The 17,435-nt window shown below is 69.2% G+C and carries 21 protein-coding genes; 11 read left to right on the top strand and 10 right to left on the bottom strand.

The genetic code is table 11. From position 1 onward, the window contains the following. Nucleotides 1–3 precede the first annotated feature (3 nt). Nucleotides 4–201 carry a hypothetical protein gene (locus ACLJPY_RS36075; protein ID WP_410595477.1) on the top strand — a complete coding sequence of 66 codons (198 nt, stop codon included), beginning with the start codon at nucleotides 4–6 and terminating at the stop codon, nucleotides 199–201. Between the two features lie 108 nt (nucleotides 202–309). Here the strand turns inward: ACLJPY_RS36075 and ACLJPY_RS36070 are convergent, their stop codons facing one another. The 3 genes from ACLJPY_RS36070 to ACLJPY_RS36060 are packed head-to-tail and all read right to left on the bottom strand — an operon-like array spanning nucleotide 310 to nucleotide 3,295. Continuing rightward, nucleotides 310–1,794, bottom strand: coding sequence for an ASCH domain-containing protein (locus ACLJPY_RS36070; RefSeq protein ID WP_410595476.1), 1,485 nt, complete (start codon nucleotides 1,792–1,794; stop codon nucleotides 310–312). Nucleotides 1,795–1,802: 8 nt separating this feature from the next. Then, nucleotides 1,803–2,408 carry an AAA family ATPase gene (locus ACLJPY_RS36065; protein WP_410595475.1) on the bottom strand — a complete coding sequence of 202 codons (606 nt, stop codon included), beginning with the start codon at nucleotides 2,406–2,408 and terminating at the stop codon, nucleotides 1,803–1,805. Beyond that, nucleotides 2,405–3,295 carry a hypothetical protein gene (locus ACLJPY_RS36060; RefSeq protein WP_410595474.1) on the bottom strand — a complete coding sequence of 297 codons (891 nt, stop codon included), beginning with the start codon at nucleotides 3,293–3,295 and terminating at the stop codon, nucleotides 2,405–2,407. Before ACLJPY_RS36060 ends, ACLJPY_RS36065 begins: the two co-directional genes overlap by 4 nt. 139 nt (nucleotides 3,296–3,434) lie before the next feature. On the opposite strand from ACLJPY_RS36060, the gene ACLJPY_RS36055 reads away from it, so the two are divergent. After that, nucleotides 3,435–3,689, top strand: a complete 255-nt coding sequence (locus ACLJPY_RS36055) for a hypothetical protein (protein WP_410595473.1) — start codon at nucleotides 3,435–3,437, stop codon at nucleotides 3,687–3,689. A 125-nt stretch (nucleotides 3,690–3,814) separates the two neighbouring features. Here the strand turns inward: ACLJPY_RS36055 and ACLJPY_RS36050 are convergent, their stop codons facing one another. Both ACLJPY_RS36050 and ACLJPY_RS36045 read right to left on the bottom strand, forming a co-directional pair. Beyond that, a complete protein-coding gene (locus ACLJPY_RS36050) occupies nucleotides 3,815–4,264 on the bottom strand; it encodes a hypothetical protein (protein ID WP_410595472.1) in 450 nt (149 codons plus the stop codon). Between the two features lie 39 nt (nucleotides 4,265–4,303). Beyond that, nucleotides 4,304–4,735: a hypothetical protein gene (locus tag ACLJPY_RS36045; protein WP_410595471.1), complete on the bottom strand. Its 432-nt coding sequence runs from the start codon at nucleotides 4,733–4,735 to the stop codon at nucleotides 4,304–4,306. A 206-nt stretch (nucleotides 4,736–4,941) separates the two neighbouring features. Here ACLJPY_RS36045 and ACLJPY_RS36040 point away from each other — a divergent pair, with 206 nt between their 5' ends. From ACLJPY_RS36040 to ACLJPY_RS36015, 6 genes are all read left to right on the top strand, one after another. Continuing rightward, nucleotides 4,942–5,370, top strand: a complete 429-nt coding sequence (locus ACLJPY_RS36040; protein WP_410595470.1) for a hypothetical protein — start codon at nucleotides 4,942–4,944, stop codon at nucleotides 5,368–5,370. A 5-nt stretch (nucleotides 5,371–5,375) separates the two neighbouring features. Beyond that, nucleotides 5,376–5,705: a hypothetical protein gene (locus ACLJPY_RS36035; RefSeq protein WP_410595469.1), complete on the top strand. Its 330-nt coding sequence runs from the start codon at nucleotides 5,376–5,378 to the stop codon at nucleotides 5,703–5,705. A gap of 167 nt (nucleotides 5,706–5,872) precedes the next feature. Next, nucleotides 5,873–6,229, top strand: coding sequence for an STAS domain-containing protein (locus ACLJPY_RS36030; protein WP_410595468.1), 357 nt, complete (start codon nucleotides 5,873–5,875; stop codon nucleotides 6,227–6,229). 491 nt (nucleotides 6,230–6,720) lie between these two features. Next, entirely contained in the window at nucleotides 6,721–7,197 is a 477-nt protein-coding gene (locus ACLJPY_RS36025; RefSeq protein WP_410595467.1) for an SRPBCC family protein, read from the top strand. Between the two features lie 249 nt (nucleotides 7,198–7,446). After that, a complete protein-coding gene (locus ACLJPY_RS36020) occupies nucleotides 7,447–8,433 on the top strand; it encodes an iron-containing redox enzyme family protein (protein ID WP_410595466.1) in 987 nt (328 codons plus the stop codon). Then, nucleotides 8,430–8,735 carry a CDGSH iron-sulfur domain-containing protein gene (locus ACLJPY_RS36015; RefSeq protein WP_410595465.1) on the top strand — a complete coding sequence of 102 codons (306 nt, stop codon included), beginning with the start codon at nucleotides 8,430–8,432 and terminating at the stop codon, nucleotides 8,733–8,735. The genes ACLJPY_RS36020 and ACLJPY_RS36015 overlap by 4 nt, the downstream gene beginning before the upstream one ends. A gap of 320 nt (nucleotides 8,736–9,055) precedes the next feature. On the opposite strand, the gene ACLJPY_RS36010 is transcribed toward ACLJPY_RS36015, so the two are convergent. The 4 genes from ACLJPY_RS36010 to ACLJPY_RS35995 form a co-directional block, all read right to left on the bottom strand. Continuing rightward, nucleotides 9,056–9,283 carry a hypothetical protein gene (locus tag ACLJPY_RS36010; RefSeq protein ID WP_410595464.1) on the bottom strand — a complete coding sequence of 76 codons (228 nt, stop codon included), beginning with the start codon at nucleotides 9,281–9,283 and terminating at the stop codon, nucleotides 9,056–9,058. Nucleotides 9,284–9,582: 299 nt separating this feature from the next. Continuing rightward, a complete protein-coding gene (locus tag ACLJPY_RS36005) occupies nucleotides 9,583–10,317 on the bottom strand; it encodes a GAF and ANTAR domain-containing protein (RefSeq protein ID WP_410595463.1) in 735 nt (244 codons plus the stop codon). Nucleotides 10,318–10,674: 357 nt separating this feature from the next. Then, nucleotides 10,675–10,995 (bottom strand): ANTAR domain-containing protein, encoded by a 321-nt coding sequence (locus tag ACLJPY_RS36000; protein ID WP_410595462.1) that lies wholly within the window; start codon nucleotides 10,993–10,995, stop codon nucleotides 10,675–10,677. Between the two features lie 118 nt (nucleotides 10,996–11,113). Then, nucleotides 11,114–11,830, bottom strand: coding sequence for a hypothetical protein (locus tag ACLJPY_RS35995; RefSeq protein WP_410595461.1), 717 nt, complete (start codon nucleotides 11,828–11,830; stop codon nucleotides 11,114–11,116). Nucleotides 11,831–12,241: 411 nt separating this feature from the next. Between ACLJPY_RS35995 and ACLJPY_RS35990 the strand changes: the two genes are divergently transcribed. Together ACLJPY_RS35990 and ACLJPY_RS35985 are read left to right on the top strand one after the other, a co-directional pair. Continuing rightward, a complete protein-coding gene (locus ACLJPY_RS35990) occupies nucleotides 12,242–12,619 on the top strand; it encodes a hypothetical protein (RefSeq protein WP_410595460.1) in 378 nt (125 codons plus the stop codon). Between the two features lie 249 nt (nucleotides 12,620–12,868). Next, nucleotides 12,869–13,450, top strand: a complete 582-nt coding sequence (locus ACLJPY_RS35985; RefSeq protein WP_410595459.1) for a recombinase family protein — start codon at nucleotides 12,869–12,871, stop codon at nucleotides 13,448–13,450. Between the two features lie 528 nt (nucleotides 13,451–13,978). Here ACLJPY_RS35985 and ACLJPY_RS35980 read toward each other — a convergent pair. Then, nucleotides 13,979–15,121 (bottom strand): UDP-N-acetylglucosamine--N-acetylmuramyl-(pentapeptide) pyrophosphoryl-undecaprenol N-acetylglucosamine transferase, encoded by a 1,143-nt coding sequence (locus ACLJPY_RS35980; RefSeq protein WP_410595647.1) that lies wholly within the window; start codon nucleotides 15,119–15,121, stop codon nucleotides 13,979–13,981. Between the two features lie 655 nt (nucleotides 15,122–15,776). Between ACLJPY_RS35980 and ACLJPY_RS35975 the strand changes: the two genes are divergently transcribed. Then, entirely contained in the window at nucleotides 15,777–16,991 is a 1,215-nt protein-coding gene (locus tag ACLJPY_RS35975) for a helix-turn-helix domain-containing protein (protein ID WP_410595458.1), read from the top strand. The last annotated feature ends 444 nt before the right edge of the window (nucleotides 16,992–17,435 follow it).

Here is a 17,435-nt window from a genome sequence, read left to right as displayed (position 1 = left end):
ACGATGAGCTCCGCGGCCGAGGACGAGGTGCTGGTCCGGCTGCGGGAAGACCTCTGCCGCGAGGTGCTGATCGACGCCGCCGACGAATGGCGGCTGTCCCGGATCGCGCTGCTGCGCTGGACCTGCGGCTGGTACACCCTCAACCACGTCGGCCCGTACCCCGCCGTGGTGGCCGGGATACGGGCCGGTTACCGCCGCTGAGGCGCTGATCAGGCGAGGATGTTCCTCGCCCCGGGCACCAAGGTCCGAGGCGGTGGGTGTCCCCGGCGCCCCGGATGTCGGTGGCGCCGGGGACCTTCCCGCCGCGGCTCAGGCGGCCCGGGGCGGGTCGACCAGCTCGATGCCGATCGCGACGACGCCGAGGGCTTCGCGCTCGGGCGGGTAGATCTGGCGGATGTTGGCCAGCTGGTCCTCGCGGGTGGCGGTCGGGTTGACCGAGGCGACGTCCTGGTGGTCGAACATCTCCTCGAAGCTGGCGTACCGGTTGACCGCGGTGACCCGGGTCAGGACCTGATCGCCCTGGCAGCGGAACCGGATCAGCGACCCCACTTTGATCTTGCGGCGGCTGGAGTCGTTGACGCGGATCTCGGTGGTCTTGCGGCCGGTGGCGATCAGGTCGAAGTAGCGCTTGTAGATGCCCATCTCGTGGGCGCGGACGACGGTCTCGTCGGGGCGTGCGGTCATCAGGCGTCCGAGTTCCTTGACGGTGAACGAGCGGAAGAAGTGTTTCGGGTCGGTCAGCAGCTGTCCGACCAGCCAGACCAGCGCGTCGACGTAGTCGTCGACGCTGCCGGGCCAGGCGGTGGTGTCGAGCATCCACGGCTCGACGTCGGCTGGGAGGGCGTCGGCGCCGCGTTCGCGCAGCAGCGACTTGGACAGCTTCGCCCCGGTCGGGGCGAGCACCTGCGGGGTGAAGATCCGCGACGGCACCCGGTCCGGCGGGGTGCCCAGCGCGCCGAGTGCCCCGTCGACGAGCTGGCAGCCGAAGGTCCAGTCGCCGCCCTTCATCATCACGTGCAGCGTGCTGCCGTCGCGGCCGAGCGCGCGTTCTTTGACCAGGTTCCGGTACAGCGTCGCCAGATCCAGGTACGGGGTGTCGTCGGCGGGGTCGATGTGCGCTTCGTAGGGGCCGTGGTCGAAGCAGACCGCGGTGAAGGTGGCGCCGTCTTCGTCCAGGTGCACGAGTTTGGTGCGGTCGCCGCGTTTCTCCGCCCACCCGCACGCCGGGCACGGCACCCGCACGTGCACGACCCCGTGGGAGGGGGCCATCCACCAGCGGATGTCCTCCAGCCGCTCCAGCGTTCGCAGGAACTCCGCGCGGAAGGCGGGGCTGGCCTGCTGGTCGGTGTAGGTCTCGACCACGTAGTCGGTGTCGGTGGCCTCGGAAAGCGAGTCGAAGAACGCCCGGTAGTAGCGCTCGATCAGCTCGCCGATGCCGTCCTTGCCCAGGGCGTGGACGTAGGTCTGCTGGTAGGCGTGGTGGGTTTCGGGGTCGAGGATGACGTCGTGCGGGGCGTTGTCCAGCGCGCCGAAGCGCACGACGGTGTCGATGGAGAACTCGCGGCGGGCGATCTTGGCGAGCAGGAACGCCGCGGTCTGCACCAGGTTCGTCCCGAGGTGCGGGGCGCCGTTGATCTGGGTGCCGACCACGAACTCGATCCGCGTCGGGCGTGCGGCCAGCACGCGGGGGCGCAGGATGTCGATCGAGCGCAGCAGCGCGTTGGCCAGCACGCTGTTCGGGGAGACCAGCAGGCCCGGTGTTGCGGTCGTGCCGGTGCGGGACGGGGATGTCATGGCTGACATCACGCTCCTCGGCTGGGTTTGGGCAGGCGCAGGTTGGCGCAGATGAAGTCCAGCCGCGCCGTGGCGGAGTTCGGTTCGACGAACACCGGTTCGTAGCCGGCGTCGTAGTAGCCCTGCACGATCAGCTCGTGCACCCGGCGGATCTCCCGTTCACGGGCCCAGACGATGTCGTCGGGGTCTTCGAAGGTGTCCAGCGGGTCGAGCACGAAGACCTGGTCGTAGCGGTAGCGGGCGGTGGCGTCCTCCAGCTCGGTGGTCGGCTTCAGGCCGAAGAACCCTTCCCAGCCGTAGCCGTCGGGGATGCCGCGGTTGTAGAACCGGATGCCGTGGGTGTGGGCGGTGTACTCGGCGACGAAGGCGTCCAGCACCTCGAGGGAGTAGTCGCGCCGGTCCTCCTTGAGCAGGTGCCGCCCAAGGCGTTCGCGGTGACGGCGGTAGATCTCCCGGCCGGGTTCTTGGGCCATGCACGGGATTCCGGCGGCATGCACCGCCGCGATCAGGTCGTCCTTCCCGGAGGACGGGCCGCCGGTGATGACGTAGCGGCGCGGTTCTCCGGCCGCCGCGGTCTCCAGCGCGGCGGCCAGGGCGGGGTTGGTGCTGGTCACGAATGCTGTCCGTTCTTCTCGGGGGATGGGGTGGTGCGGGTGAGGAAGCCTTCGGTCCAGGCGTTGCCCAGCCCGGTCTCGCCGTGCAGGGCGTGCACGAACTGCTCGCGGCTGGCGCCGCCGCCGGCGGCCTCGGTCAGCCGGGAGACCTGCGGGTCGGTCAGGGCGGGGGTCCAACCGGCCAGCGCGACCAGCTCGCGTACCGCCAGGTCGGGGGCGAAGGCGGTGGTGTAGCCGATGGCCTCGGCGCGGGCGACCGCCCAGCGCCAGGCCGCGGTGACGGCCTGGTGGCCGATGTCGATCCGGTCGGCGTCCAGGCTGATCAGCCGTTCCAGCGCGAGCAGCTCTGCGCGGGCGGCGTAGATCGCCGACCACAGCCGGGACAGGTGTTCCTCATGCTCGGCGACCTCCCACGCGAACGGGTCGGCCTGGACCGGCTGCCGCTCGGCGACCGGCGCGAGCCGGGGCGCGATCAACGGGGAACGGGTGAACCGCTCGGCGTCGGCCAGCAGTTCCCAGGCGACTTTCTCGATCAGCCGGGGCTCGACCCGCTTGCGGAAGTGGTGCACCTCGTGCCCGGCCTGCTCGGCGGCGAGGTCGCGGCGGACGGTCAGGTTCTGGCCGGGCGCGGCCGGGGGCAGCCCGAACAGCGCGCGGGCCGCCGGGGCGTAGCGGGTGTCGGGGAACCGCGCGAGCAGGCCGCGCAGGGTGCCGTCCAGCGCCGCGGTGCGGCTGGCCTCGTCGGCGGGGTCGACCGCCCGGGCCACGATGCCGCGCAGGTCGAGCAGGACCGTGTCCGCGCTGGCCGGGGTGACCGGCAGGCCGCGGCGCAGCAGCCGCCCGATCGCGGCGATCACCTCGTCCTCTACTGGGCTTTTTGTGGGCATGTGTTGAGTGAAGCACGATGCCCACAAAAAGCCCAGCTTTGCTAAGTCGGTGTCCTCCTGGTTCGCCCGGAAGGATCTTGCGCGGACGACGGTGCCGTGACCAGGGTGAACAAGGCCAGCTGACGACGAAGGGCGCTCCGTGATCGAGATTAACTACACCTTGCACACCGACGACGGCGGGATCGAGTACGCCGAGATCAAGGCGCCGTTGGTGGCGCGCACCGGGGAGCTGGTCGACATCGAGGACCGCTCCTACCAGGTCGTGGATGTCCTGTGGCACCACAACCGCAGCGGCGAGACCAGCGTGACCGTGACCGCGTGCGAGTACAGCTGGCACAAGCACATCGGCGACGTCCTCGACGCTTGGCGCCGCGATCACGACACCGCGAGCTGATCGGCCGCGGCCGACCCGCGGGTCGGCTAAGCTTGGTGGCGAATAGCCCCGGATGTGCCCCTGACCTGCCGGTCATGCCGCCGGGGCTGTGTACTTTCCCGGCTCCCGGTCAGGTCGACGCGGGGTCACGCCTGGTGGGCGGCGTGCCGGGCGAACGCGTGCTCGAGCCCGGCCGGGCCGAGCCGGTGCACGAAAGACCGGCCGTTGTCGCAGGCCGAGCACAAGGTGGCGCAGGCGACGTCGAAGCCGCCCGGCTTGCTGAACGCGGAGATGACCACGTGCAGGCCGGAGGTGGAGCCGCAGCCGGCGCACGTGTCGGCTGCCGGGCAGCGGCTCGTGTCCATCAGCGCGTCGTCCGGCCCGGCGAACATCGCGTCGTCGAGCTCGTCGAAGTCGTCGCCAGGCCCCATGACGTGCCAGCCGGTCAGGTCCAGCCCGTCCGGTACCGGACCGACGTGCACCAGGCCGTGATGCTCGTGGCCCCGATCGGGTCGCGCGTGCTGCTTGCTGACGCGGGCCGCCCGCCGCCGCAGCTTGTCCGCGCGTCCGCTGGTCTTCCGGGTCTTCTTCGCCATGATCGAACGTCCCTCCGGTCTGGTGGTACTGGAGTGGGGTCAGTCGGTGCTGGTGTCCTCGGCGCGGAACCGCGGCTGGCGGCCGATCCGGCGGGCGACGGCGGCGATTTCCTCGACGGTGTAGGCGCTGCGGGTGCCGGAGATCGACATCCCGGTCGCGCCGGCGAGATCCTTGAGCTGGTAGGGCTGGGGCTTGATGAACTCGCGCCCGTAGGCGAGCAACATCCGCATCCGCTCCTCGGCGGCGCGCATCTCCCGCCGCGCGGCGCTGATCTCCGCCAGCAGCGGGTCGTAGTCCCCCTCGGCGTGCTCCTCGTTCAGCCGCAGGTTCTCCTCGAACTTCTCGCGCTCGTCGGACACCTCGCTGCGCCACGCGTCGAGAGCGTCTTCGTCTCCGTCGGGCACGTCCTCGGCGCCCGGCCACGGATAGAGGATGTCGACCAGATCGTCAATCATGTCGCGCTTCGCCATGCGTTTCACACTACGCCATACGTTTCACTCATCGCAACGCATAGCGAGTAGTGAAACCGATGCCGATGGCACTATGTCGCAATGGCGGCAGGACGTTCTCATAAACGACCGTTTATGAGAGGTCACTGTAAAAGCGAAGTTCACTACGAAAGTTTCTGACCGTCACATGTTGCGAAAACTGAAACGTTCGTCGCAGGGTGAATCTCATGGCGAGACGAGACATGATCGACGATCTGGTCGACATCCGGCACCCGCTGCCCCGGGCGGAGGAGATGCCCGAGGGTGACGAGGACGTCTACACCGACTGGTCACACGAGGTCGCCCGTGAACGGGACACCTACGAGCGGGATCTGCGGATGCGCGAGGAGCACGAGGAAGGCGACTGGGACCCGCTGCTGGCCGAGATTCACACCGCGCGGCAGGAAATGCGCGCCGCGGAAGAACGGATGCGGATGCTGGTCGCCTTCGGCCGGGAGTTCATCAAGCCCCAACCCTACCAGCTCAAGCAGCTGGCCGAGGCGACCGGGATGTCGATTTCGGGTACCCGCAGCTCCTACACCGTCGACGAGGTCGCCGCCGTCGCCCGGCGGATCGGACGGCAGCCCCGCTTCCGCACCGACGACACCGGGGAGTGAGCCGCGTGACCGACGCCGACACCACCGCCGCCGCGATCGCCGCCGGGTGCGCCTGCAACCCGGCGTGGCCGGCGCTCGCCCTTACCCGCGACGACGGCAGCACCGAGCCCGTGTTCGCGGCCACCACCCCTGGGCCGCTGGCTCTGCTGTACTACGCCCACTGCACCCGCTGCGGCCTCCGCTACCCCGGCCCGTTCCGGCTCCCGCCCCGCGCTGTCGCCGCCCGCCCGGCTCGCGGGTGTGTCCGCGGACGCACCGGCCCGGCCCCCACCTGGGCGCGCCTGCACACTCCAGCGGCCCCCGTCGCAGGCGGGGGCACCGGCGCGGCCCGATGACCTTCCCGGCCCCCGGCACCCAGTACTTCTCCCGCCATCACGGTCCTGGCCTACGCGTCCTGAGGCCGTGACCGCCCACCCACCGACCGGGACACCTCACCCCGTCCGGCCGGACTCGCTGTCCGAATCAGGTGACCATGCCTCCTCGCCACCGTCAGGATTGCCTCATGCCGCCCGATCCCGCATTGACCATCACCACGACCGCCACCGCCGGCGGCGTTCCGCTGATCAGCGTCGCCGGTGAGGTCGACCTCGCCACCGCACCGCAGCTGGACCACGCCGTGAGCGCGGTCACCGACATCACCGCCGGGATGATCATCGACTTCACCGCGGTCGGGTTCCTGTCCTCCACCGGTCTGTCGGTGCTGATTGCCGCCCACAAACGCACCGCCGGCCGGATCGTGCTGGTGGCCACCGGCAACGCGGTCCTGCGCTCGCTGCAGACCACCCATCTCGACTCCCTGATCTCCGTCACTGCCACCGTGGCCGAGGCGGACGAGCTTGTGCGCACCCTCAGACCCTGACCAGCCAGCCACGCCCCGCACGTTGCATCGAACATGCATCGATGAGCGACGTGGTCGGATAAAAGGAGATGAGCCTCGGATTCCGGTTGAGCGATACGGCACCCGGGTAACCAGCGGGCGTCGCGTTCCCCGACGTGACCTGTCTCCCGTGCCGGAGACAGGTGGTGGCCTGGCAAGGTTCACTCCCGGGTCGCTCGTGGTCTCCACACCCACGTATCGCCTCGGCCAGGCCACCATCACCCCGCAACCCCGCGCCCCTACCCGGTCACGGCTTGCCTCGGCCGCCGTCCACACCGGGGAAGCCAACGTACTGCGCAGCGACCACCGGCCACGGCCGCCGACCTACTGCCGTGGCCGCGTCGTCGGCTTCCACGCTCGCCGGGGGGGTTGCATCGATCCTGAATCGGTTTGTGATCATCCGGCGCCGGGTAGTCACCGAGTGGCCGTGCACGACCGGTGCGGCACACGCCGATCGCGGAAGGAACCGATCCTTGAGCACGATCACCAAGTCCGTCGACGTCGAAGCCGACGTCACCACCGTCTACAACCAGTGGACCCAGTTCACCGACTTCCCCCGCTTCATGGACGGCGTCGAGCAGATCGACCAGCTCGACGACACCCACACCCACTGGCGCATCAGCATCGCCGGCGTGACCCGGGAGTTCGACGCCACCATCACCGAGCAGCACCCCGACGAACGGGTCGCCTGGGCCTCCACCGGTGACGGGCCGACCCACGCCGGCGTGGTCACGGTGCACCGCATCGATGACACCCACACCCGGGTCACCGCGCAGATGGACCTCGACCCCGATGGGTTCGTGGAGAACGTCGCGGACAAGCTCGGCATCCTCGACCGTCGGGTTCAGGGTGACCTCGACCGGTTCAAGACGTTCATCGAAAACCGCGACGGCGCCGAGACCGGTGCCTGGCGCGGCGATGTCGACCGCGCAGCCCAGCACACCGACTGACCATGAGAACCCGCGGTCTGCGGGGGCCTTGTGAGCGGCGGCGGGCGTCTCACCCGATGACACCCGCTGCGCGTGAAGGTGGCCGGCTTCCCCTGGTGAGGGCATCCCTGGGGGCAAGCCGGCCGCTTCGCGATATGTCACAGCCGTGAGTAGGTCCTCCCCTCATGGGGTACTTCTTCCATGATCGCTGTCATGTCCACTGTGGAGGCTGTCGTGCGGTTACCGACACCGAGAGGCCCGCTCAGCGCGATGCTGACGGAGGTCCTGGCCCGCCCGGCGGATGCGCCGTTTCCCCGCTACGCCCTCAGCGACGGAAGCGCGGGTCAGGATGTGCTGGCCGAGGAGGACCTGCAGGTAGCGCTGTGGACCTGCTATGAGCTGTCCTACCAGGGATTCGAGCACGTCGATCCCAGCTGGGAAGACTCGCTGCCGCTGATGCGGCTGCGTCACGCACTGGAGCACCGCCTGGAAACCGGACTACGCGACCTGGTCCACCCGATGCTCCCCGCCGGCACGACCGCCCCCGCCGAGGTGCCCGAGGCGCTGACCGGCCTGGTCGAGAACGACCCAGGGCCCGGATTGTCCGGGTTCCTGCAGCGTGAGGCCAGCGTGGAGCAGTTCCGCGAGTTCGTGGTGCACCGCTCGATCTACCACCTCAAAGAGGCCGACCCGCACAGCTTCGCCCTGCCGCGCCTGCCCAGCCCGGTGAAGGCCGCGCTGGTGGAAATCCAGGCCGACGAGTACGGCGGCGGACATCCGCAGCGGATGCATTCGGAGCTGTTCCGGACGCTGATGCGCGCGCTGGACCTCGACGATGCCTACGGTGCCTACGTCGATCAGGTCCCGGCCGCCACGCTGGCGGTCAGCAACATGATGTCGCTGTTCGCCCTGCATCGGCGGCTGCTGGGAGCGCTGCTGGGGCAGCTGGCGGTGTTCGAGATGACCTCGTCGCTGCCCAATCGCCGCTACGGCACCGGCCTGCGACGCCTCGGTTACAGCCCGGCGGCGGCCCGCTACTACGACGAGCACGTGCAAGCCGACGCCGTGCACGAGCAGATCGCCGCACACGATCTCTGCGGAGGCTTCGCGCGGCACTACCCCGAGCAGACCGGCACGGTCCTCTTCGGCGCCGCGGCAGGCCTGGCCGTCGAAGCCCACTGGGCCACGCAGGTGCTGGCGCACTGGGCCGCCGGGCGCAGCGCCCTGCGCGACCGGGCGGCGGTCGCCGCGGCATGAGCGAGGCGACCGCACCCACCCCACCACCCGATCATTCCCCGTGGCCCGACTGCGAGCAGCGCTACGTGACGCCGGTGACCGCTGAAGCGGACGCGCAACAGCAGGCGGGCGGACGAGCAGTGATTACGCCGTATCGGGACGGTCCGTTGATCGTGCGCGGAGACTTCGACTTGCGCACTCAGGACGGGCAGGTCATCGACCCCGGGCGGGCCACCGTGGCGTTGTGCCGTTGCGGGCATTCCGCGGTCAAGCCGTTCTGCGACGGCACCCACAAGAAAGCCCGTTTCCAGGCACCTGGCTGACATCTCCTCTACGGGCCGGTCGAGGGCACTGTGAGGTCGCGAGACCACGATGAGGGGGGTGACTTTCGAGCACCCCGATGACCACCAGGCCGCGCGCGCTGCGCTGACCGGAGGTGCTGCCCCAGCACGACCGGCCGACATTGCCGGGGTGCTGCGTGCCGTCCGGGAAGGTCGGTGCCGGCCCCAGAGGTGTGGGCTGATGGGCCGCGACCGCGGCTGCGGGGGGAATCTGGCACCGAGGCGACGCGTAGACCTGCGCATACGCCGCCGCGAGGTCAGCGGCGACGATCACTGCGTTCACCGCGGCGGTGAGCCGCGGATCATCGAGCGGCGGACCCGAGAGAGCGGACCACGCTGACCAGGACCGCCAGGGGCGCGCTGATGCACGCGATGTAGAGCAGGATCAGCGGCTGACCCGGATGAGGCGTGTTGACCGCCAAAGACGGCTTCACGTGATGCCACCGCGTGATCTCGAGGTACATCAGGTACCAGGAACCGATCCACACCGCACCGCCCACCACCGGAACCAGCCACCTCGCGCAGCGCATCCCTCAAGTGTGGCACGACCTGCAGTCCTCCCGGCAGATCTCGGCAACCGTCGCATAGCTGCCCGCGGATCTACCGGGATCTTCCGGTCCGGCGGCCGGCGGCACCCGACCGGGCGGCGTCCGCACATCCTCGCCGCGCGCCACGGACACTCGTTGCCGCCGACCTGCTAAATTCGGTGACGTACACCCGGGCAACGCGGTGACGCCTCCCCTTTCACGACAGGACTCACTGCCCCTTTCGCCGTATCCCGGCGGCCCTCCTACCGCACTCGCCCCGGGACTTAGTGATCCCGAGGCGGTTACGCCAAGCCGACGGAGAAGCTGGAGTGAGGACGGCTGCCGCAGAGGACGTCGAGGTCGGCGGCACCCGACACCACCGCTGCGGCGAGATCGGCCAGCCGCTGATGGTGGGCACGGGCGTAGCCGCGCAGCACGGCGAACGCGGCACCCATGTCCAGCCCGGCGTGGGCGGCAAGAACCCCTTTGGCCTGTTCGATGACGACTCTGCTGCTCAACGCGGTCTGCAATTGCCCGGCCAACAGGTTGCCGCGATCGATCGTGCGGCGCTGCAGCAACGCCACCGCCGCCATGTCGGCCAGCCCTTGCCCCATCCGCAGGCCGTTGTCGCCGACAGGCTCATCTTCGGTGCTGAGCAGGGTCAGCACGCCGACGCTGTACCGGCCTCGCCGCACCGGCAGGCTGTGCGCGGCCCGGTAACCGCAGCCGGCGGCAGCGGCGGTGAACGCCGGCCACCGCCGCTCGAGCGACAACCGCGGGCTCGCCACCGCCTCTCCGGTGCGGACACACTCCACCCCCGGCCCCTCCCCGGCCTGCGTCTCCACCAGAGACAGCAGCTGCGCTGCCCGGCACGACGCCGCCACGGTCTGCACAGCGCCGTGCTCGTCGAACACGGTCACCGCGGCCGCGGCCACGCCCACCAGTTCCGCACACCGCCGGGCGAACATCTGCAGATACCGCACCGGATCAAAACCGGCTGTCAGAGTGTCGGCGAGCTCGACGAACGCCTCGGTCACCGACCCTTCGCGGGAGGTGGGAGCTGGTACGGATGTCATGTCAGGCACGGGGTCGTCCTTTCGGACTGCGGTGTGCCAAGCCGAACCGAAGACGGCGCCCAGTCACACACTCCCAGGGTGATGCCCTCGATCACCCCGGTCCACACCTGAACACCCCTGCTGACCGCGGGTACACCCGCCCGGTCAGCTCCCGCCAGCTCGCGGCGGCCCGGGCGGCTGGCTGCTTAACCGGCCGGGCCGCCGCACCGGTCATACCCGATCGAGGCACCTCTACACCCCACGCGAGATCGACCGAAGCCGAAGTTCAGCCGCCTTCCCCCACGGGGCCGACAATCGTTCTGGCGCACGAGTCGCGGCTCAGCGCGGCGACAGGTCCGGCAGGTACCGCCGGGCTTCCTGCAGCACCGCGGCGACCGTGGTCTGCGCGAGGTTCCCCGGCTCGGCACTCTGCTGCGCTCGGCTGCCGGCCGCGACGATCACCGCTGCGACGTCGCGCACCGTGACCTGGGTGTGCTGGGAAATTTCCCGCAGAACGGCGAACGCCTCCTCGGCGGTGCAGGTCCGCGACAGCATGACCATGCCCTTCGCCTGCTCGATCACCGGCCGGGTCACCAGCGCGGCCTTGAGCTGCTCCACCTCGGCAACGGGGTCACCCGGGTCGTTCCACGACACTGTCACAACCCGATCTCACACCACCGTCTGCCGCAGTTGCAGCACCGGCCGCCTCAGTGCGACCCTGGCCACGATGATGCGGGCCACCCTTGCCGCGCCCGCCCCGCCGCAGTACGCCGGGTTGTCACTTCAAGACGCTGACCGCGCGGGCGATGACCAGCAACGACGTTAGCAGCGCCGCGACGCTCTGCACCGCCATCAGCACCTTCGCCCGCGAGGACAGCGGCATCGTGTCGGTGGGACTGAACGCCGTCGAGTTGGTCACCGACACGTACAAGTAGTCCAGCAGGGCCGGCACCCAGTCGGACTTGACGCTGGAGCCCTCGGCGACCTCTTCGACGGTGTCGGCGTTCTCGTCCTGCGAGAAACGGAAGTCGGCGAGCGGCAGGTCGGCCCGGCCGGACTGGGTGCGCTTGACCGGGCCGCCCCGGTCCAGTTCCCAGTAGGCCAGGCCGAACGCGATCACGTTGGTCAGCCACACCTGCAACGCCCCCAGCAGCAAGGCTTTGCCGTCGCCGGCCGCGCCGGCGACCAGGTCGTGGATGAGCAACCCGAGCGCGCCCAGGTTGCTGAGCGCGACGACCGCGACCAGCGCCAGCGAGAGGATCCGGGAGAGCCGGGTCTGCCGTGTGACGCGCCGCGGGTTGATCGCGATCAGCGGCACCAGCAGTGCGATCTCCAGCGCGGGCACCACGAACCGGGGCGCGACCAGCAGCTGTTCCGGCAGGGCCAGGTAGAGCGCGATGGCCACGAGCGTCGCGACGGCGGCGGGCAGCCGGGCCTCACCGCGGCGCTGGTGGCGGGGATGACGGGTACGGGCCTCGGCACGGTCGGCTGACATGGCGGCGGCTGCTCCTCGCGGACGGCCGCTGACCGGCCCCGGTTCGTCGGGGCGCCAGCCTAACCACAGGATCTGCGCCGAAGCGGTGCGGGAGTATCAGAGGCACCCGCCACGGGCCCTCTTCCGTGCAGGCAGCACACCTGGGCCGGCTCGCTCTGCCGCACGCCGGCCGACACCCTGACCAGGCCCAGCCTGGCTGCCGGGCAGGTTCTCCCGTATCCCCGCGGACCCCTTTTGGGCAGCAGACGTGTCCGCAACCTGACGGCGGGGTACCTGCTAACTGCGGGGTGCGCCTTCGACGGTTTCGACGCGAACGGACCGGGCGCTGGATTACACAAGGTGAAGGGGTCACCGATGGGTCGCGCCGAGTTCGCCAACACACCGAGTCGCCATTGGGTCGACGTGCCGCACGTGCGCGAAGATCTCCACATCGTGCTGACGCTGCTGACAGCGCCGCAGCAAGGTTTGCTGCGGCGGCTGACCCGGCCCGGCTGGCACCCGGTCACCTCCGAGCAGGCACACGCCGCAGCAGTGATCAACTGGTGGACCGGAATGTTCTGGTTCGCCACCCCGTTGATCCTGTGCCGCGACGGCAAAGCCGTGATGGCCACCAGCGCTCGTGCCATCGCGGCCGCCGTCGTCCACACCGCACCCGCTGCTGCCTCGGCGCATCCGGTGCTGGAGCGCCCGCCGATCCCGGTCCCGCGCCGTCACACCGCCGGGACAGCGCACCTCACCAACACGATGCACCTCGACCGGGACACGGAGCGGCCCGGCGTCACCCGCTAGTTGTCCGGGAGCGGGTAGCCGAAGAGGAATTGCCCGGAGGCGTGCATCGATGCATCGATAATGATCGGCTTCGGGCGACGCTGTATTGGAACGTGACTCAGGAGCGCGACGGAAAGGCTCCGGCGCCGCCGAGCTCTGGGGCGCCGGGGACACCCACCGCCTCGGACCTGTGGTGGTCAACCCGTCGCCGCTCGGCGTACCAACGCGATGACTGCGTTACGGACGACGTTACTGACACTGAAGTGACGCATGTCCAGTGACATTTCGACGACGCATCTCATCAGCACGAGCAAGCAGGAGACCCAGCGCCAGCACGACGACCTCGACCCGATCTGTGTGAAGGTGTTCGAGGAGAAGATCAGCGGCAAGCTCAAGGTCGCCGACCGCCCGGACCTGCGGGCCGCGCTGGATTATATGCGCCCCGGCGACATGCTCACCGTCCAGGAAGCCGACCGGCTCGGCCGCAACCTCCTGGAGGGCCTGATCATGCTCAACGAGCTGTTCGAGCAGGGCGTCGCGGTCAAGATCCTCGAAGGCATCGCCGCCGGCGAACACACCGAGCGCAGCCTGATCCTTGACCTAGCGCTCGCGCTGGCCGAGGACCGGCGCCGCGACATCGTCCGCAAGACCCGCAACGGCCTCGAATCCGCCGCCCGGCATGGCCGCACCGGCGGCCGGCCTCGCGTCGTCGACGAGGACAAGCGGCGCGCGATCCTCGCTCGCCGTGCCGAAGGGCAGTCCCTGCGCGAGATCTCGCGGGGCGTCGGTGTCAGCCTCGCCGTGGTGCACGGCGAGGTGGCGGCGGCGGAAGCTGGCGTCCAGCGGTCCTGACCACGAAGTCGCTGGTCAGGGGTATATCCGCCCGAAATTCCGCGAATGCTACGGCGACCCCTTACGGCTGTGCTGACCAGCCCGCGCTCGGCGCGGCGCCGCCAGCACGCTGACGCGCGACTCCGAGCGTCGCCTATTCCTGCGCGCCCAGGGTCGCGACGGCAGCCTGAACGATCACGCGCGTCGTCCGGAACTCTCGGGCGTCGCGTATTAGGGCCTCGCCCGATTCGATGCCCACTACGTTGCCATCGAGGCATCGTCGTGGACGACAGGCTCGGGCCAGCCCGACAGGACGGCCTGGCCAACCCCGTGCAGTTCTTCCTTCCGATCGCACAGCCGTGATCGGTCCGACTCGGCGCTCATCGTCGCATGGTCGATCCGGGCCGCAAGATCGACAGCTCGCGACGACCCACCACAGACGCGACAACCATCGGTTCGGCGACCGAACCGAGTGGATTCGCGCCTTACTGGGCCAAACCGCACAAACGGCCGCATAGGGTCGGTGGCGGCTACTGCTCCGGCTCAGCGTCAGCGGCCACCGGACCGAGCGAGGTCCAGAACGACATCGACTAAACGCTCTCCTGCGTCCGGGCGTCCGTGCTCGCGGGCCTTATCAGCCATCTCGCGTCGGCGCGCGGGGTCAGCCAGCAGCGGCTCGAGAGCGTCGCGCAGGGCGTCCGGAGTCACCTTGTCGAGCAGCGCGGTGGCGGCGCCCGCCTCGGCGAGCTGGCGGGCGTTGTGCGCCTGCTCTCCCCCGGCCGACGAGGCCAGCGGAACCAGCACCGACGGCACCCCCAGCGCCGTCAGCTCGGCGATCGTCCCGGCCCCGCTGCGTGAGACCACCACGTCCGCCAGCGCGAACACGTCAGGCAGCTCTGCCCCCACGAACCCGACCGGCAAGTACCGCCCGGCCAGCTCCTTCGGCAAGGCCTCCGTGGCCGACTGCATCATCGACACCGCCGTCGGACCACACTGGTGGATCACGTTCGCCTGCTCCAGCAGCCAGGGCAGGAGGTCGCCGACGATGCCGTTGATCTGGGCCGCGCCCTGCGCGCCGCCCGTTACGTACACGGTCGGCCGCGCCCGGTCGAACAGGTCCAGCACCAGTCGCGCGATCGCCTTGTCGGCATGACCGTCCAGGATCTCCGGCCGCACCGGGTTCCCCGTCACGACCGCGCGCTTCCGCACACGTGCCGGCAGCAGCGGCAGCGTCGAGGCTGACGACACAGCCACGGCCGTAGCGACTCGGGCCAGCAGCCGGTTGGCCAGACCCAACCTCACCGTCTGCTCGTGCACCACCAGCGGCCGCCGGCAGACCCATGCCGCCAGACTCACCGGAACAGAGACGTACCCACCGGTCGCGAGCACGACATCAGGCCGAAACGCGCGCACTGCGCGGACCGCCTGACCGACACCCAGCGGCACCCTCCCCATGTCCCTCAGGTTGACCCACGACAGCATCTTCAACGGGTTACGCGCACGCCGGACCTTGCCTGTGGCCACCGCCTGGAACGGGATGCCCTCGCGCTCAGCTGTCCGCGCCTCCAGCCCGCCACCCGTACCCACCCACAGGAACACTGCCGACGATCCATCAGCCTCGACCCGGGACCGTGTCGTGCGAACGGCCGTCAAGGCCGGATAAGTGTGACCACCTGTCCCGCCTCCCGTCACCAACAGCCGCACCTGGCCATGGTTATCAATTCGGCCGTTGGCGCCGCAATCGGTTTCCAAGACGAAAGCCCTTCCAATCTGTGAATCGCCTCCGGGGAGAGGCGAAACGATTCTTGCAGACGTCCAGTAGGCATGCCGCAACACTCGGAGGCTCCTGTGCCCCTCCAGTAGAGGAAGGCGGTGACGAGGAAGCGGATTTGGGACGCCTCCCTTCTCCTTCCGGAGTATCCGCTCCACTTACCTGCTTTTTGTAGTTGCTGATGCTTGTCACAGCCGACTTGATGGTCGACTTGACGACGGAGATCCAGTCCAATGCAAATGCGAGAAGGCTACCGCCGTTAGCGATCTCGGTCGCCCTCGTGCCGGTCGTCGCGGCGCTGAGGGCTTGCTTAGCCTGGTCGATGGACTGCGCAGCTTGGCCGAGGGAACTTGCGCTAGCCGCGACACTCGCGACCGACGCAGCGAGCCCCTGGCCGATCTCTTCTGGAGTCACTTGCTGCCGCCTACGATGAACGATCCGACAGGCTGACTACAAGTCACACTGGGTGACTGGGCGGTCGAGTAAGATGAACCTCGCCTCTTCGCGGAGGAACACCCCCTGGTCGACGGGCTGGGGGTACGCGAAGAGGTCAACTTCGCGAAGTGGGTGGTTCGAATGGACCATGTCGAGATCGGTGAACGGCTCGGGAAGATCCGCCGGCGCCGCGGCATGAGCATCGACACGGCGGCTGGGCTGGCTGGAATCAGCAAGGCGTACTGGTCCATGCTGGAAAACGGCAAGCGTCGGTTCGAGCGCCGCGGACTGCTCGAAGACCTAGCCGGTGCGCTCGGCTGCGCAGTCGCTGACCTCACCGGGCAACCATATTTGCCAGGCGACCAGGCCAGCGCCGAAGCGTTGGCCTCCCTACCGCCGATCTCCGTCGCCCTCTTCGACGCAACACTCGACGATGTTCCAAACGATATCCGTGTCCGCCCGGTCGGTGAGTTGGCGCGACTCGCATCGAGAGCGAACGCGGCGTCGGCGGACTCCCGATACGGCCTGGCCGGCCACGCCCTCGGGGATCTCCTATCGGAACTTCACGTGCACGCCGTGACCGGCGATACCAACACACGCCGAGCCGCCCTCCGCGCCCTCACGGAAGCTTGCATCGTCGCTATCGGAGCTGCCCGCACGCTCGGAAACAACGACCTGGCCGTGGTCGCGGCTCGGCGCGCTCAGGAAGCCGCTCAACGGCTGGAGGATCCCGCGCTCGGCGGCTTCGCCGCCATGTCAGCATCGGTCGTCCTTGGCCGCATGGGTGCTCGCTACCGCGCACAGCGCGTCACCAGCTTGGCCCTCGATGCGGTGTCGGATGCGGACCCGTCTGCATCCGACACCGCTCCAGCTGAAGCCGCCGGCATGCTGCACCTCGCGTCCGCGCAGCTGGCCGCGAAGGACCATGACGCCGCCACTGCCGAGACGCATCTGACCGCAGCCTCCGAGCTAGCTGCTCGAACCGGCGAGCGCAGCACACTCCATTACGACTTCGGCCCCTCCAACGTCCAAGCGTGGAGCCTTTCCCTGGCCGTCGAACTCGGCACCGGCCCTGAGCGTGCCGAGCAGATCACACGCATGGAGAACTTCGATGCGGGCCTCACCTCGGCCGAGCGAAAGGCCGCCCTGCACTTCGACCTTGCCCGCGCATACGTGCAGGCTGAAGGCGCCCGAGATGGAGAGGCCATCCGCCATCTTGATCTGGCCGACCGCGTCGCGCCCCTGCGGATCCGACACGATCCTCTTGCGTTCGAGGTCGTCGCCGAGCTGGACGCTCGCGCACGTCGGCGCGCATGGGAGCTGGACAGCCTGAAAGCACGCCTTCGAGTGAGTTAACAGATTGTGAACGGCTAGGCGAAGATCACTCCTACCGTTCGTGATGTGACGGCGCGTGATAGTGACACCCTCCCCGCTGAGGGAGGCAACGAGGCTGATCGGCAGGTTTCAAATGACCGGCCCGACCAAGAAGCCGCCCACTCCGTGCCGCCACTCTCGGCTAGCTCTGACGAAGTCTCTCCGGAGCTGGAGACCGCGTTCCGTCAACTGGCTCGCCCTCGCAAGACCGGTGAGAGGCTGACGAGCGCGGACCATGCCGCCGCCAAGCGGGTCCTCACGGCGTACTGGCCGATGTTGCATCCGCCCCGTCCGTTGCCGGAGCCTTGGCAGTGACCGCGCCTCTCGACCGGCTCCCGGGCCGCCGCCCACCTACGCCAGGACCACGCTGGCAGTGGCGCGTCTTCGAAGCCGACGGCTGGGCACACCTCTACCGGCTCACCGAGC

Origin of the sequence: Amycolatopsis sp. lyj-23 (assembly GCF_046549135.1) — a bacterium.
GTDB lineage: Bacteria > Actinomycetota > Actinomycetes > Mycobacteriales > Pseudonocardiaceae > Amycolatopsis.
The sequence above is the reverse complement of the archived record's forward strand: the minus strand, read 5'-3'. Positions and strand labels throughout refer to the sequence as shown.